The 15,442-nt window shown below is 69.2% G+C and carries 12 protein-coding genes; 7 read left to right on the top strand and 5 right to left on the bottom strand.

What is annotated here, in order from left to right; all coding sequences use genetic code 11:
• Positions 1–68 precede the first annotated feature (68 nt).
• Positions 69–2,204: a M3 family metallopeptidase gene (locus AC07NX_RS13965; protein ID WP_494642534.1), complete on the bottom strand. Its 2,136-nt coding sequence runs from the start codon at positions 2,202–2,204 to the stop codon at positions 69–71.
• 231 nt (positions 2,205–2,435) lie between these two features.
• On the opposite strand from AC07NX_RS13965, the gene AC07NX_RS13960 reads away from it, so the two are divergent.
• Together AC07NX_RS13960 and AC07NX_RS13955 are read left to right on the top strand one after the other, a co-directional pair.
• Entirely contained in the window at positions 2,436–3,287 is an 852-nt protein-coding gene (locus tag AC07NX_RS13960; RefSeq protein ID WP_494642532.1) for a glutamate racemase, read from the top strand.
• 93 nt (positions 3,288–3,380) lie between these two features.
• Complete coding sequence (locus AC07NX_RS13955; protein ID WP_494642530.1) at positions 3,381–3,911, top strand: SRPBCC family protein; 531 nt, start codon at positions 3,381–3,383, stop codon at positions 3,909–3,911.
• Between the two features lie 153 nt (positions 3,912–4,064).
• Here the strand turns inward: AC07NX_RS13955 and AC07NX_RS13950 are convergent, their stop codons facing one another.
• The 4 genes from AC07NX_RS13950 to ahpC all read right to left on the bottom strand — a co-directional run bounded on the left by AC07NX_RS13950 (position 4,065) and on the right by ahpC (position 9,908).
• Positions 4,065–5,729 (bottom strand): hypothetical protein, encoded by a 1,665-nt coding sequence (locus AC07NX_RS13950; protein ID WP_494642528.1) that lies wholly within the window; start codon positions 5,727–5,729, stop codon positions 4,065–4,067.
• Between the two features lie 207 nt (positions 5,730–5,936).
• Positions 5,937–7,325, bottom strand: coding sequence for an intermediate filament-like cell shape determinant CreS (locus tag AC07NX_RS13945; protein WP_494642527.1), 1,389 nt, complete (start codon positions 7,323–7,325; stop codon positions 5,937–5,939).
• A 268-nt stretch (positions 7,326–7,593) separates the two neighbouring features.
• Complete coding sequence (gene ahpF, locus AC07NX_RS13940) at positions 7,594–9,180, bottom strand: alkyl hydroperoxide reductase subunit F (RefSeq protein WP_494642526.1); 1,587 nt, start codon at positions 9,178–9,180, stop codon at positions 7,594–7,596.
• A gap of 164 nt (positions 9,181–9,344) precedes the next feature.
• Positions 9,345–9,908: an alkyl hydroperoxide reductase subunit C gene (ahpC, locus tag AC07NX_RS13935; protein WP_028039395.1), complete on the bottom strand. Its 564-nt coding sequence runs from the start codon at positions 9,906–9,908 to the stop codon at positions 9,345–9,347.
• Between the two features lie 182 nt (positions 9,909–10,090).
• On the opposite strand from ahpC, the gene AC07NX_RS13930 reads away from it, so the two are divergent.
• The 5 genes from AC07NX_RS13930 (at position 10,091) to AC07NX_RS13910 (ending at position 15,424) form a co-directional block, all read left to right on the top strand.
• Positions 10,091–11,041 carry a hydrogen peroxide-inducible genes activator gene (locus AC07NX_RS13930; RefSeq protein ID WP_494642524.1) on the top strand — a complete coding sequence of 317 codons (951 nt, stop codon included), beginning with the start codon at positions 10,091–10,093 and terminating at the stop codon, positions 11,039–11,041.
• 23 nt (positions 11,042–11,064) lie between these two features.
• The gene (locus AC07NX_RS13925; RefSeq protein WP_494642523.1) at positions 11,065–12,078 is read left to right on the top strand and encodes a TraB/GumN family protein; all 1,014 of its coding nucleotides are present in this window, start codon (positions 11,065–11,067) and stop codon (positions 12,076–12,078) included.
• A 157-nt stretch (positions 12,079–12,235) separates the two neighbouring features.
• Positions 12,236–12,727 carry a hypothetical protein gene (locus AC07NX_RS13920; RefSeq protein WP_494642522.1) on the top strand — a complete coding sequence of 164 codons (492 nt, stop codon included), beginning with the start codon at positions 12,236–12,238 and terminating at the stop codon, positions 12,725–12,727.
• 55 nt (positions 12,728–12,782) lie between these two features.
• The gene (locus AC07NX_RS13915) at positions 12,783–14,918 is read left to right on the top strand and encodes a M10 family metallopeptidase C-terminal domain-containing protein (RefSeq protein WP_494642520.1); all 2,136 of its coding nucleotides are present in this window, start codon (positions 12,783–12,785) and stop codon (positions 14,916–14,918) included.
• Positions 14,919–15,031: 113 nt separating this feature from the next.
• Positions 15,032–15,424 carry a VOC family protein gene (locus tag AC07NX_RS13910; protein ID WP_494642519.1) on the top strand — a complete coding sequence of 131 codons (393 nt, stop codon included), beginning with the start codon at positions 15,032–15,034 and terminating at the stop codon, positions 15,422–15,424.
• The last annotated feature ends 18 nt before the right edge of the window (positions 15,425–15,442 follow it).

Below are 15,442 nucleotides of genomic sequence, written 5' to 3'. Positions count from 1 at the left end.
CATTTAGAGCGTGGCGGCCGAAAACGCTCACGCTTTCGACTGCCACGCACTAGGTGTTCAGTCCCGGGTCAAGTGGACGGGACCGGGAAGCCGCGGTTGCGCATCAGGGCGCCGATCTTGACGTCGCGGCCGCGGAACCGGCGGAAGGCTTCGCCCGCGTCGACGGTGTTGCCCACGCTCATGATGTCGTCATGCAGGCGCTTGGCCACTGCCTTGTCGTAGAAGCCGCCCGGCGCCTCCTCGAAGGCCTCGGCGGCGTCCGCCGTCAGGGTGTCGGCCCAGATGTAGTCGTAGTAGCCGGCCGAATAGCCCTCGCCGGCGAAGATGTGTCCGAACTGGGTGGGGCGGTGGCGCATGACGATCTGCGGCGGCAGGCCGATCTCGTCCATGGCCGACTTTTCGAACGCGGCCGGGTCGATGGCCTGGCCCTTGGCGGCCAGGTGGATCTTCATGTCGTAGATCGCCGAGGCCAGGTACTCGACCGTCGAGAAGCCCTGGTTGAAGGTCTTGGCCTTCTCGATCTTGGCCACCAGCTCGTCGGGGATCGGCTTGCCGGTCTGATAGTGGACGGCGAACTGGCTCAGCACCGGCTTGGTCGGCAGCCAGTGCTCGTTCAGCTGGCTGGGGAATTCGACGAAGTCGCGGGCGACATTGGTGCCGGCCAGGGCGGGATAGGTCACGTCCGAATTGAGGCCGTGCAGGGCGTGACCGAACTCGTGGAACATGGTGACGGCGTCGTCCCACGAGATCAGCACCGGCTCGCCGGGCTTCCCCTTCACGAAGTTGCAGTTGTTGGAGACGATCGGCGTGACCACGCCCTTGAACTTCTCCTGGGTGCGGTACTCGCTCATCCAGGCGCCCGACTGCTTGCCGGACCGGGCATAGGGGTCGAAGTACCACAGGCCCACGCGCTGGGCGCCCTTGGTCACCTCCCAGACGCGCACGTCCGGATGGCAGACCGGCACGTCGGTGATCTGGGTGAAGGTGAAGCCGTAGAGCTGGCCGGCCGCCCAGTGGATGGCCTCGCGCAGCTTCTCCAGCTGCAGGTAGGGCTTGACCACGTTCTGGTCGAGGTCGTAGCGCGCCTTGCGCACCTTCTCGGCGTAGTGACGATAGTCCCAGGGGGCGATCTTGAAGGTCGCGCCTTCGGCGTCGGCGACCTTCTGCATGTCGGCTACCTCCTCGTGGACCCGGGCCACGGCCGGCTTCCAGACCTGCATCATCAGATCCATGGCCGCGTCCGGGGTCCTGGCCATCTGGTCGTCGGTGATCCAGTGGGCGTAGGTTTCGAAGCCCAGCAGCTGGGCCTTCTCGGCCCGCAGCTTGAGAATCTCGGTGATCACCGCCTTGTTGTCGTGGGCGTCGTTGTTGTCGCCGCGCGACACCCACAGCCGCCAGCCCTTCTCGCGCAGGTCGCGACGGTCGGAATAGACCAAGAAGGGCTCCATGGACGAGCGGGTGTTGGTGATCAGCCACTTGCCCTTCAGGCCCTTCTCCTCCGCGGCGGCCGCCGCCCCGGCCTTCACGGAGTCCGGAAGGCCGGCCAGGTCGCCCTCGGAGAGCTCCAGAGTGTAGCCCTCTTCGTCGGCCAGCTCGTTCTGGCTGAACTTGGTGTAGAGGCTGGCCAGGGCCTGGTTGATCTGGCCCAGCCGGGCCTTCTTGGTCGCGTCCAGCGCCGCGCCCTGGCGGGCGAAATAGTTGTAGATCACCCAGGTCAGGCGCTTCTGCTCGGGCGTCAGGTTCGAGGTCTCGCGGGCGTCGTAGACCGCCTTGATGCGGGCGAACAGCTGTTCGTTCTGGACGATCTCGTCGCCGAACGCCGCCAGCTTGGGCGTGGTCTCGGCCTCGACCTTCTGCATGGCCGCGTCGTTCATGGTCGAGGTGAACACCCCGAACAGCGCGCTGACCCGGTTCAGGGTCCGGCCGGAGTCCTGGTAGGCCGCCATGATCCCCTCGAAGGTCGGCGCCGAGCGCTTGGCGGTCAGGGCGAAGATCTCCCGCCGCTGCTCGGCCATGGCCGTCTCGAAGGCCGAGGCGAACAGGTCGGGCTTGACCTTGTCCAGCGGCGGCAGGCCGCCGTGCGGGCCGGTCCAGGGGGCGACCAGGGGATTGCCGGACGGAGCGGCGGCGGGGGTGGCGGCTTTGGCGGTCATGGGCATCAGGGCGGTCGCGCTGGCGGCGGCGAGGAAGGAACGACGCTTCACGGCGGGTCTCCAGAGGATGGAAGCGGAACCCTAGAGTGTCGCGCGGCTGAGAAGTAAGTGCTTTCGGACGGAATTCGTCCCACCGATCGTGAAATTTGCGACAGGATTCCCGTGCGGACCCGCCTCGCAAAGGTCTGTTCATGCGCGAAGCCGGGGGTCTGCACGGAAACCACACGAGAATCTGGGACGCCGCGCGTGGACGGCTCGGCAACGGCGAGGTAAGCCAGATTCATGTCCATCGGCGTCTTCGACTCCGGCGTGGGCGGCCTCACGGTCCACCGCGCCCTCGTGAACCGTCTGCCCCAGGCGGACTTCGTCTATCTCGCCGACCAGGCCAACGCCCCCTATGGCGGCCGGCCGGGCGAGGAAGTCGTCGACCTGACCCGGGCCGGTTGCGAGCGCCTGTTCGACACCGGCGCCAGCCTGGTGGTCCTGGCCTGCAACACCGCCTCGGCCATCGCCCTGCGCCGCCTGCAGCAGACCTGGCTGCCCGGCTATCGCCAGGCGCTGGGCCGGCCGATCAACGTGCTGGGCATCATCGTCCCGACCATCGAGGCGGCCACGGGCCTGCCCTGGGAGCACGAGGCCGAGCGGCGCGGCGACAAGGTCGAGCAGCTGGACGTGCTGGGGGTGTTCTCCACCCAGGGCACGACGAATTCGCGCGTCTACGAGATCGAGATCGACAAGCGCAAGCAGGACATCGCGGTGTTCTCGCAGGCCTGCCCGGACCTGGTGCCGATGATCGAGGCCGACGCCGGGGCCGTGGACCTGGCCAAGGCGGTCGAGGGCTATGTCCAGGCGCTGAAGACCCGCATCGGCCGCTATCCGGACCGGGCGGTGCTGGGCTGCACCCATTACGAGATCATCGCCGACATCTTCCGCGCCGCCCTGCCGGCGGGGACGCCGGTCATCCACCAGCCGGCCTCCACCGCCGACGCCCTGGAGCTGTACCTGCGCCGCCATCCGGAGTTCGACCCCGGGACCGGCGGCTCGCGCCGTTTCCTGACCACGGGCAAGCCGGGCCCGCAGAACGCCCTGGTGGAGAGCTTCTGGGGCGGTCCGCTAAGGTTCGAGGCGGCCTAGGCGCTTCTCCCTCGCAAGTCTCGCCTCACGGGCGAGGACCTTGACGGCGCGCGCCCCTCGACGGACGGTCCTCCAACCGGGAGGGGCCACCCCATGAAACACCTGTTGCTGATCACCGCCGCGGTCGCGCTCACCGCCACCGCCGCTCGCGCCGAGGTCGTCGACGCCCAGGCCAACGGCTTCGAAGTCAAGCGCACGGCGGTGCTGAGCGCCCCGGCCGACAAGGTCTACGCGGCGCTGGCCCAGCCGTCGCAGTGGTGGAACAAGGACCACACTTGGTCGGGGTCGTCGGCCAACCTGTCCCTGGCCCCGATGGCCGGCGGCTGCTTCTGCGAGAAGCTGCCGAACGGCGGCTCGGTCCTGCACATGACCGTGGTCTACGCCCAGCCGGGCCAGGGCCTGCGCCTGTTCGGAGGCCTCGGGCCGCTGCAGATGTCCGGCGCGACCGGCCACCTGGGATGGTCCCTGGCGGAGAAGGACGGCAAGACCACCCTGACCCAGACCTATGACGCCGGCGGCCACATGACCGGCGGGCTCGACAAGATCGCGCCGGTCGTCGACCGGGTGCTGGGCGAGCAGTTCGACCGCCTGAAGGCCTATGTCGAGACGGGCAAGGCGCCGTAGGGAATCTTGAAGCCCCAAAAGTTGTCATCCCGGAAGCCTCGCAGAGGCTGTCCGGGACCCAGGGGACTGGGCGAAAGCCTTGCGGTTCACCTGGGTCCCGGACAAGCGCTCCGCGCTTTCCGGGATGACAACCGTTTTTGATCTCGCCTCAACCTACTTCTCGTAGCTGGCCTTCTGGCTGAGCAGCCAGGAGAAGTCGGCCGTCAGCTGGCCCGACTGTTTTCCCTTGCCGGTCTTGGGGTCGTAGGACGTCCAGACCCCGGCCGACGAATGGCAGCCCATGCAGCTTTCGGTCTGGAAGGTCAGGGTGTTGATCCCCGGCGTGACCGGCTTGCCCTGGTTGTTGAGCACCGAGTTCCAGACCGGCGGCTGGGCGGGGCCCGAGGCCGGGCAGTCCTGGCCGCTGGGCAATTCCTCGCCGTTGCAGGCGACCTGGTTGCCCTTCTGGAAGTAGGTTTCCATGGTGATGTTGGTCAGGAACACCGGCGTGGGGTTTCCCCCCGGCTTGTTGTCGATGGCGTTGGGCAGGCCGCCGTTCCACGGCGCGGGCGGCGCCGACGGGTCGGTCGGCCACTGGGTGTCGATCAACTGGTAGTACTGCCAGACCGAGCCCTGGGCCTTCAGCACCGCCTGGGCCTGGCGGTTCAGGGCCACCTTGTCGCCGGGGATCGGAACGCCGCGCCAGGCCTGGGTCGGGATGCGCGGATAGACGCCCTTCACCTTCTGCGGCAGCTGGTTGACGGCGCACATCGGGCAGTTCGGGTCGACGAACGACGGGCTCAACTTGGGGTGGGCCACCGCATCGACGTCCAGGTTGTCGATCTGCTCGAAGGTGGACCAGATCCATTGCGGCGAGGTCTTGGTCTTGTGGCCGATGTGCATGCCGACCAGGCCGACCGTCACCTTGCGTTCCAGCGGCTTGCCGTCGGGCCCCGGGTCCATGACCACCGCGGGGCTCGTGTAGAAGCGCGAGAAGTCGTCCTTGCCGGGCTTGAGGATCCGCCAGGCGAACTTCAGCTCGAATGACCCGCTCCAGTCCTTGTCGGGCGTGCCGATCGGCATGGCCACCTTGCCGCCGGCCTTGGTGAAGGCGACCTGGCCGTTGATGTTGTAGAGGCTGTTGTCGCAGAGATAGCCGACCTCGTTGGGGTCGATCATGATCTCGTAATAGACGAACTCGCCGTTCTGATCGAGCATCGGGCCGGAAAAGGCCTGGTTGATGTCGTCACCGAGATTGGCCGCGTTCAGCTCGCCCACCGCCGACAGCACGCCCAGGAAGCGGGTGGCCCGAGGGTCGGTGTTCGCCGTGGCCTGGGCCGAGAACGGCGCCAGCCCCTTGCTGACCGGCTTGGCCAGGTCGCCGCGGAACAGCACCAGGGTCCGGGCCTTGGGCGACAGGCCGCAGGCGGCCGGCCGCGCGCCGTCGGTCTGGAAGATCGCGCTGGAATTGTGCCACAGCGTCCAGTGCGGCGGGCCGAACCGGGTGTCGGTCAGCCTGGGCGCCGCCTGGCCCTGGCTGTTGGTGGGCCAGTTGAGCGCCAGGAACATCTGCCAGGAATAGAGGTCGAACTCGCGCTGCACCTCCGAGAACTTCTTGGCGTTCTCCAGCTGGGTCTTCAGCGCGATGTCGACGTCGCCCGGCATCTGCGGCGTCAGCCTGGGCGCGAAATTGGGGAAGGCGGCCAGGTAGGCCGGTTTGGCCGGGGGGGCGGCGTCGATCGCCTGGGCGCCGAACAGCCCGCCTCCGCCCGCCAGGCACACCAGGGCCGCGCCCAGCGCCCGCCAGCCGATCTTCCGTCCCGGTTTCGAGATCTTCATCGCACCCTCCGCCCTTTTGGCCGGGAGTCGCGCGAGGCCGCGCCCGCGTCGATCGCCCCAGGCCCACCGCAGGGTGAGCACTCTATAGGGGAACCGTCAACATATGATCGTCATGGTAGAACATGTCATGGGCGGAAGATCCAAACAAAAACCCCGGGCGCGAAGCCCGGGGTCGATGTTCTCGCGACCTGAACCGATCCCGGAGAGCTAGCCGACGGCCTGCATGTCGTCGCTGGTGGCGCCCAGCAGGGCCATCTGCAGACGCGAACGGTCGCGCCGGGCCGATTCCAGGGCGCCTTCTGCCAGGGCGGCTTCCGAGCGGACCCGTTCGATCTCGGCCTGCATCTCGGCGATCTTGTCGTCGTGGGCGCGGCGGGTCTCGTCTTCCGAGGCCTGCAGGGCCTCAAAGCGGGTGCGCAGCTGGGCGGCGCGTTCCTCGGCCCGCTTGAGCGCCTTTTCGTGGGCCGCGACGGTCTTGGCCAGCTGGTCGGCGCGCTCGATCGCCGCGGCGCGGGCGGTGTCGACGCCGGCGTGGCGGCCGCGCAGGTCCTCGACCTCGTCCTCGAGGTTGCGGACCCGTTCCAGGGCGCGCTCCAGGGCGACGTTGAGGTCGCCGGCCCGGCGCTCGACGGCCTGCTGCTGGGCGCTGCTCTCGTTGAGCCGGGCCGAGATCTGGCCGTTCATTTCCTCGAGCTTGTCGGCCCGGCCGGTGGCGGTCTCCAGCCGGGTCTGCAGGGCCAGGGCCTCGGCGCGGCCCGCCTCCACCTGGGCTTCCAGGCCGCGGATCGTGCGGGCGCTGTCGGCCTGGATGGTGGTCAGGGCGTTCTCGGACGCCAGCACGCGGGCGCGCTCGGCGGCGACCTGGGCTTCCAGCTCGGTCTCGATGCGCGACAGGCGGGCGACGTCGGCGCCGGCCTGCTCCAGGCGCTTCTTCACGGTGCCCAGCTCCTCGGCCTGCAGGGCCGACTGTTGCTTGGCGGCGGCCAGGGCGGCTTCGGACTCGCCGCGGCGGGCGTCGATGTCCTGGGTCTGGATCCGCAGGGTCTCGACGTCCTGGGCCAGGTGTTCGGCGCGGGCGGTGGCGTCGCGCAGCGCCGCCTCCAGGCCGCCGACCTTGAGTTCGGACTGCTGCAGGCCGTTGCGCAGGCGGTCGATCTCCAGCGCGCTGTCCTCGAGGGCGACGTCCAGGGACTGGCGGCGCGCTTCGGATTCGGTCAGGGCCGCGTCGGCGGTCGCCAGGCGGGCCGACAGGTCGCGTTCCTCGGCCTGAGCGACGGCCAGCTGGCGGGCGGCCTGGTCGTGGGCCGCGCGCAGGGCGATCAGCTCGGCGTGCTCGGCGCGACGGGCCTCGAACTCCTCGGCGACCGGACCGCGGATCTCGGACAGCAGCGGCTCGATGGCCCGCAGGTGCTCGACCACGCGGCTGATGCTGTCCAGCCCGCCGTGGATGGTCTCGTAGCGGACGCCGATGGCCTGGGTGGCCTCGACCAGACGGTCGGCGCCTCCGTCGCTTTCGGGACGATCGTTCTCGGCGGCCAGCATCACCGGCTTGACGCCGCCCTTGGTGTTGCGATCGCTCTTCGACAGCAGCCTCATCTTGCCCACCCTCTAACGACCCGCGGCTCGACGCCCATCGCGCCGATTCGGCCCCTCAGCCGCGCAGAATCATTTGCCCATTCGTTAACAGGATAGCCCGCGGTCAAGATTGCTGTCGAGGTCCAGATCACGCGCTCGGCGGGAGGCGCATTGACGCATCGCCAAATACACGAAACCGACGCGAGAAAGCCGCCGCGACGGCCTCGAAAGGCGGTCACGGCGGCTTCATGGAGACCCGATCGGGACGCTTGGCCCCGTCGAAAAGGCCTCAGGCGGCCTCTTGCTCGGCGGGAACCGCCGGCTCCAGGCGGATCATGTAGTCGAAGGCCGACAGCGCCGCCTTCGATCCCTCGCCCATGGCGATGATGATCTGCTTGTAGGGCGTGGTCGTCGCGTCGCCGGCGGCGAACACGCCGGGCAGCGAGGTCTCGCCGCGATGGTCGACCTCGATCTCGCCGCGCTGGGTCAGGGCCACGCTGTCCTTCAGCCACTCGGTGTTGGGCACCAGGCCGATCTGCACGAACACGCCCTCCAGGTCGACCCGGTGGACCTGGTCGTGGTTGCGGTCCTTGTAGGTCAGGCCGGTGACCTTGTTCCCGTCGCCCAGCACTTCGGTGGTCAGGGCCGAGGTGACGATGCGCACGTTCGGCAGGCTGGCGAGCTTGCGCTGCAGGACGGCGTCGGCGCGCAGCTGGCTGTCGAACTCGATCAAGGTCACGTGGGCGACGATGCCGGCCAGATCGATGGCCGCCTCGACGCCGCTGTTGCCGCCGCCGATCACCGCCACGCGCTTGCCCTTGAACAGCGGACCGTCGCAGTGCGGGCAGTAGGCCACGCCCTTGTTCTTGTACTCGGCCTCGCCGGGCACGTTGATGTTCCGCCAGCGGGCGCCGGTGGCCAGGATCACGCTGCGCGACCTGAGGCTGGCGCCGTTCTCGAGCTTGACCTCGATCAGGCCGCCCGGCGTCTTGGCGGGAACCAGGCCGACGGCCTTCTGCAGGTTCATGATGTCGACGTCGTAGTCCTTGACGTGCTGCTCCAGGGCCGTGGCCAGCTTGGGGCCCTCGGTGTGCGACACCGAGATGAAGTTCTCGATGGCCATGGTGTCCAGCACCTGGCCGCCGAAGCGCTCGGCCGCCACGCCGGTGCGGATGCCCTTGCGGGCGGCGTAGATCGCCGCCGCGGCGCCGGCGGGGCCGCCGCCGACCACCAGAACGTCGAAGGCGTCCTTGGTCTTGATCTTCTCGGCCTCGCGAGCCGCCGCGCCGGTGTCCAGCTTGGCCAGGATCTGCTCAAGGCTCATGCGGCCCTGGCCGAACGGCTGGCCGTTCAGCAGGATGGTCGGCACGGCCATGACCTGGCGCTCCTCGACCTCGGCCTGGAACAGCGCGCCGTCGATGGCGACGTGGCTGATGCTGGGGTTCAGGGCGGCCATGGTGTTCAGCGCCTGGACCACGTCCGGGCAGTTCTGGCAGCTCTGCGAGAAATAGGTTTCGAAGCGGAACTCCCCTTCCAAGGCGCGAACCTGATCCAGGACCTCGGCGTCGAACTTCGGCGGGTGGCCGCCGACGTGCAGCAGGGCCAGAACCAGCGAGGTGAATTCGTGGCCCAGGGGCAGGCCGGCGAAGCGGACATCGGCGCTTCCATCCTGGCGCGCGATGGCGAAGGACGGCTTGCGGGCGTCGTCGCCGGCCAGGTTCAGGCTGACCTTGTCGGAGGTTCCGGCCACGTCCTCGAGCAGCGCGAGCATGTCCTTGGAGCCCTGCCCCTCGCCCAGCGAGGCGACCAGCTCGATCGGCTGGCGCAGGTTCTGCAGATAGGCTTTCAGCTGGGTCTTCAGACCATCGTCCAACATGGCGGGCTCCGACTGTGGGCGCGCGGGGAGACGCGACGCCGGATTTGGAATTGTCTGGAAAGGGAAGGGCGTCGCCGCCGGTTCCCCAAGGCCCGCCGAGGGGCTGACGGAACCGGCGGCGAGCCCTGTCGCGACCCGGAGGTCGCGACAGGTCGTGGAACGGCCTAGATCTTGCCGACCAGGTCGAGCGACGGGGCGAGGGTCTTTTCACCCTCTTCCCACTTGGCCGGGCAGACTTCGCCCGGGTGCGACGCGACGTACTGGGCGGCCTTGATCTTGCGCAGCAGTTCGATCGCGTTGCGGCCGATGCCCTCGGCGGTGACTTCCACGAACTGGATCACGCCTTCCGGGTCGATCAGGAAGGTGCCGCGGTCGGCCAGGCCGACGCCTTCGCGCATGACGCCGAAGTTGTTGGTGATCTGGCCCGACGGGTCGCCGACCATGGTGTACTGGATCTTGCCGATGGCCGGCGAGGTGTCGTGCCAGGCCTTGTGCGAGAAGTGGGTGTCGGTCGACACCGCGTAGATCTCGACGCCCAGGCGCTGGAACGTGGCGTAGTTATCGGCCAGGTCTTCCAGCTCCGTCGGGCAGACGAAGGTGAAGTCGGCCGGGTAGAAGAACACGACGGACCACTTGCCCTTCAGGTCGGCGTCGCTGACCTCGACGAACTTGCCGCCCTTGTAGGCCTGGGCGGTGAAGGGTTTGATCTGGGTGTTGATCAAGGACATGAAGTTCTCCTGCAGGAATTGCGAGGAGCCTTGTACGCAAGGTAAGTCGATAGGGCCAATCGATTGTTTCATACTCGGCGATAGGGCCACTCTATGCGATGGCGCCGACGGCTCTCGCGGTTGCAGCAAAGATCACGTCGATTGTCTTTTGAAATCCGATAGACCTGACCTATCTATCGGCCATGCTCCCCACTCTGCGCCAGCTGCAATATCTGAAGCTCCTGTCGGAACACGGCTCGTTCAGCCGGGCGGCCGAGGCCTGCCACGTGACACAGCCGACCCTGTCGGCCGGCATCCAGGAGCTGGAGAAGATCTTGGGCGCGCCGGTGGTCGACCGCGCGCGGTCCGGCGTGATCCTGACCGCCGCCGGCCAGGAGGCCGTGCGCCGGGCCGAGGCGATCCTGGCCCAGGCCGAAGACCTGGTGCAGGCCGCGCGCGGGGCGGGCCAGCCCCTGGCCGGGCGGTTCCGCCTGGGGGTGATCCCGACCGTCGCCCCCTATCTGCTGCCCCGCGCGCTGCCGGCCCTGCGCGACCAGTTCCCCAAGCTGAAGCTGTACCTGCGCGAGGACCTGACCCACCGGCTGATCGCCGCCCTGAAGTCCGGCGCGCTGGACGCCGCCCTGATCGCCCTGCCCTACGACATGGCCGGCCTGGACTGGGCCCATGTCGAGGACGATGAACTGCTGGCCGCCGCCCCGGCCAACCACCGCATGGCTGCCTTCGAGCGGGTCGATCCCGACAGCCTGCGCGGCGACGACATGATCCTGCTCGAGGACGGCCACTGCCTGCGCGACCACGCCCTGGCAGCGTGCGGGCTGGAACCGCCCCGCGGCGCCGGGCTCGGCGACGAGGAGAGCTTCGCGGCCACCTCCCTGCCCACCCTGGTGCAGATGATCGGCTCGGGCCTGGGGGTGTCGTTCCTGCCGTCGATGGCGGTGGCGGCGGGCCTGGCCCACAACGCGCCGGTCACCATCCGGCCGCTGGACTCCGACCATTCCAGCCGCGAGATCGTCGTCGCCTGGCGGGCGGGCTCCAGCCGCGGCGCCGAGGGACGGCTGCTGGCCCAGACCCTGCGCGACCTGCCGCCCGCCGCGCTTTCGCCACGGCATGCGGATACCTATCTGCCAGGCTGACGCCCAGGGAGGATGAGGACGCCATGGCTCGAGGCATATCGGCGCTGGTCGGCGGGGCGGCCCTGGCGCTCGCGGCTTTTCCCGCCTCGGCCCAGAACCCGCCGCAGGCTCCCGCCCAGGCGTCGCCGGCCCAGACCGTCGAGCTCTTCCCCCAGGACCCCGGCAGCGCCGTGGTCGAGGAACTGCAGGTGGTCGCCCGGCCGCCCGGCCCAGCCCTGTGGCTGGTCGAGAAAGGCGCCGCCAAGCTCTATGTGGTCGGCTCGGCCTCGCCCCTGCCGCACCAGCTGAAGTGGGACAGTCCCCGGCTCAACCGCGCCATGGACCAGGCCAGCCTCGTCCTGGTCCCGCCCGAGGCCTCGGTCGGCCCGCTGCAAGTCACCAAGTTCTTCCTGACCGGCGGCGGCGGGGTGCGCTACGGCCCGTTCAGCAAGAGCCTGGAGGACCGCCTGCCCCCCGACCTGAAGGCGCGGTTCGTCAGCGCCCGCGAGCGGGCCGGCCGCACGGCCGTGCCGTACAAGGACTGGAAACCCGCCGTGGCCGGCTTCATCCTGCTGTCGGACTTCCGCCAGGCGGCGGGCCTTTCGGAGGCCAAGCCGGTCAGCACCATCGAGCGCATGGCCAAGGCCAAGGGCGTCAAGGTCAAGGCGATGAGCCAGTATCGCCTGGGCCCGATCCTCGCCAGCGCCGGCAAGCTGTCGGACGACGCCAACCTGGCCTGCCTGCGCGACGCCCTGACCGAACTGGAATACAACGGCGCTCATCCGACCGACATCGGAACCGACTGGGCCAATGGCGATCTGGCCAGCGTGCGCGCCCGCTATTCCAGCTCGGCCGCTCAGCGGTGCGTGATGCGCGCGCCTGGGGGTCCGGCCCTGTTGGCGCAGCAGATCGGCCAATCGGCCGACGCCCTGAGCGAGGCGCTGAACCGGCCGGGCGTGACCATCGCCGTCGTCGACCTGGCCTTCCTGCTGCCGGCCAATGGCGTGCTGGATCGCCTGAAGGCCTCGGGCGCGACCATCACCTCGCCGGCCGACTGACGGCGCGTCGCCACTAGCTTGAGCGCACCTTGAAATATGTAAGCTTCACAATACACCTTGGGCTTGCATAACGGCAATTTCCTCGCGAAGGTCATGGGGCCGAAGACGCCCAAGACGGATCGGCTGCGGGAAATCCATGTCGCCAAGACGACAATTCATGGCATGGGCGTGCGCCCTGCCCCCGATCGGGGCCATGATCTTCGGCGGCGTGGCCACGGCCGCGACGCCGGTTCTGGCCTGGGACGGCGCCAAGCGCCTCGGCGTCCAATGCCTGGTCGACCCGGATCGGACGCCGGATCGCCGCCGGCTCCAGGCCGCGCTTTGCGATCGGGTCCGGACCCTGGCCGCCGACAAGGCGCCGATCCCGGTGGTCCTGCTGGCGCCGGGGGATCCCGGCCTGATCGCCGCCGACACCGCCGTCCTGCTGTTCCACGCCAACCTCCAGCCGGGCGAGGCCCGGGACGGGCCGCTGCTGGTCTTCAGCCTGCGCGTGTTCCGGGCCACGGCCGCGCCGTCCGAGCTGTTCGGCGCCGCGCCCCGCGCGACGGCCCTCCCGGCCCTCGGGACCAGCGCCAGCCCCCGATTCGACGCGGCCGTGAACGCCGCGCTCGCCGAAATCCTGCCGTGGCGCTCACGGCCGGCGCCCTGACCTCGCGCGGCCCGATTCCGCGAAACCCCCTCCACACCAGCCAACGGAAAAACCGATGCGCCTCCACGACGAAAGCCTGGACCAGGATCTCCACCGGGACATCGACTTCCCGGTGTTCCAGGGGCCGACCGACGCGGTCGCGCCGGCGCTGGAGGTCTCGGTCGAGCCGGTCGCCGCCTCGGTGGACGGCCAGGGCGGCACGATCCGCGACAAGCCGGTGTTCACGATCGAGCAGGTGATCGAGCAGCTCAATCGCGGCGGGGCCGGCTGGACGCCGGGCCAGGTCGAGCACGCCGTACCCCGCGACGGCGACGTCAGCGTGCTGAACTTCGGCTTCCACACCGCCGAAAGCATGTTCGCCGAGCCCTACGTCTACGAGCAAGACGGCCAGCTGTACGGCCGGCCCGAATATTTTGGCTTCGCCCCGTTCACCGAGGACCAGAAGGCGGCCGCCCGCGAGGCCATGGCCAGTTGGGACGACCTGATCGCCCCCACCCTGGTGGAGACCGCGCCGGAACAGGCCGACATCACCTTCGCCAACTACACCAACCGGCCGGGCACCCAGGCCTACGCCTACCTGCCCTATGACTACACCCCCGACAACGCCGACCTGATCGCCGGCGACATCTGGGTCAGCGCCAACCAGCCCAGCAACTTCCAGCTGGACGAGGGCCTCTACGGCATCCACACCCTGACCCACGAAAGCGGCCACGCCCTGGGGCTGGAGCATCCCGGCGACTACAACGCCGCCCCCGGGGTCAGCATTACCTACGCGGCCAACGCCGAGTACTACCAGGACAGCCGCGCCTACAGCATCATGTCCTACTTCGCCGCCGCCGAGACCGGGGCGCGCCATTTCGATTTCAATCTCTCGGCCACGGTCTACGCCTCGACTCCGCTGGTGCACGACATCGCCGCCATCCAGGCGATCTACGGCGCCGACATGACCACCCGCACGGGCGACACCACCTACGGCTTCAACAGCAACGCCGGCCGCGATTCCGACGACTTCACCAAGACCCCGGCCCCGGTCATGGCCATCTGGGACGCCGGCGGGATCGACACCCTGGACGCCTCGGGCTACGCGACCGACCAGATCATCGACCTGACGCCCGGCTCGCTCAGCAGCATCGGCGGGGTGACCTACGACACCGCCCCGTCGTTCGAGCAGGTCAACGCCAACCGCGCGGCGGCGGGCTACGCCCCGGTGGCCCTGGCGACCTACAACGCCAACATGGCCCTGCTGGCCGCCAATCCTGTGGTCGGCCGCCTGACCGACAATGTCGGCATCGCCTACGGCGCGACGATCGAGAACGGCGTCGGCGGCTCCGGCTCGGATCGGCTGATCGGCAACGCCGCGGCCAACACCCTGACCGGCAACGCCGGCAATGACACGCTGGAAGGCCGCGACGGCGCCGACATCCTGGTCGGCGGGCTTGGAAACGACGTGCTCGACGGCGGAACGGGCGCCGACAGGATGACCGGCGGGGCCGGCGACGATCGCTATGCGGTCGACAGCTGGCGCGACACGGTGACCGAGCTGGCCGGCGGCGGTGTCGACACCGTCTGGAGCTCGATCAGCTACAGCCTCTCCACCAACCTGGAGAACCTCAGGCTGATCGGCGACGCCGCCCTGGGCGCGGGCAACGGCTCGGCCAACCTCATCGAGGGCAACGACGCCTTCAACCTGCTGAGCGGCGCAGGCGGGGCCGACCGCCTGTTCGGGGCGGGCGGCAAGGACGTCCTGATGGGCGGCTCGGGCAATGACCGGCTGAACGGCGGGACGGACTTCGACATCCTGCTGGGCGGAGGCGGCGCCGACGTCTTCGCTTTCGACGCCGCCTCGTTCGGGAATGGCGGCCTGTCGATCGACTACGTCGCCGACTACAGCCGCGGCGACCTGTTCGACTTCAGCGCCCTGGACGCCAACGCCGCCCTGGACGGCGACCAGGCCTTCTCGCTGGTGTCGACCTGGACGGCCGGCGGAGTCGGCCAACTGATGGTCAGCGCCTATTCCAGCCTGCTGGGCGCGGTCGCCGCCCTGGGGGGCGTCGACCTGGGAATCTACGGGCTGGCGGGCCTGTTCGGCCAGGCCTCGGTCATCTGGGGCGACCTGGACGGCGACGCCCATTCCGACTTCGCCGTGCTGGTCTCGGGCGGCGGCCTGTCGCTGGAGGGCTGGCTGCTCTGAGAGGGCCCGTCTGGGCCACCGGAAAGGGCCGGTCGTCCTCGCGGCGGCCAGCCTTGCCAGCGGCGCGGGCGATGAATAGCTCAACGGATCATTCCCGTCCGAGGACCTTCGTCATGCGCCTGCTCGGCATCGATCACGTGGTGATCCGCGCCCGCGACCCCGCCCGGCTGGAGCGGTTCTATGTCGAGGTGCTGGGTTGCGCGGTCGAGCGGCGGCAGGACGCCATCGGCCTGGTGCAGCTGCGGGCCGGCGCCCAGCTGATCGACCTGGTCGACGTGGCCGGCCGCCTGGGCCGGATGGGCGGGGCGGCGCCGGGCCAGGACGGCCACAACATGGACCACCTGTGCCTGCGGGTGGTCGATTTCGAGGTCGAGGCGGTCCGGGCGCATCTCGAAGCTCACGGCGTCACGATCGGCGACGTCGGCGAGCGCTACGGCTCGACCGGCAAGGCCACCTCGCTCTATCTTTCGGATCCTGAAGGCAACGGGCTGGAACTGCGGGGTTAGCGCCATGAAGGCCGGGCT

The organism is Caulobacter sp. GW821-FHT09A05 (assembly GCF_059418465.1).
This window is presented reverse-complemented; position numbering and strand designations above follow the sequence as displayed.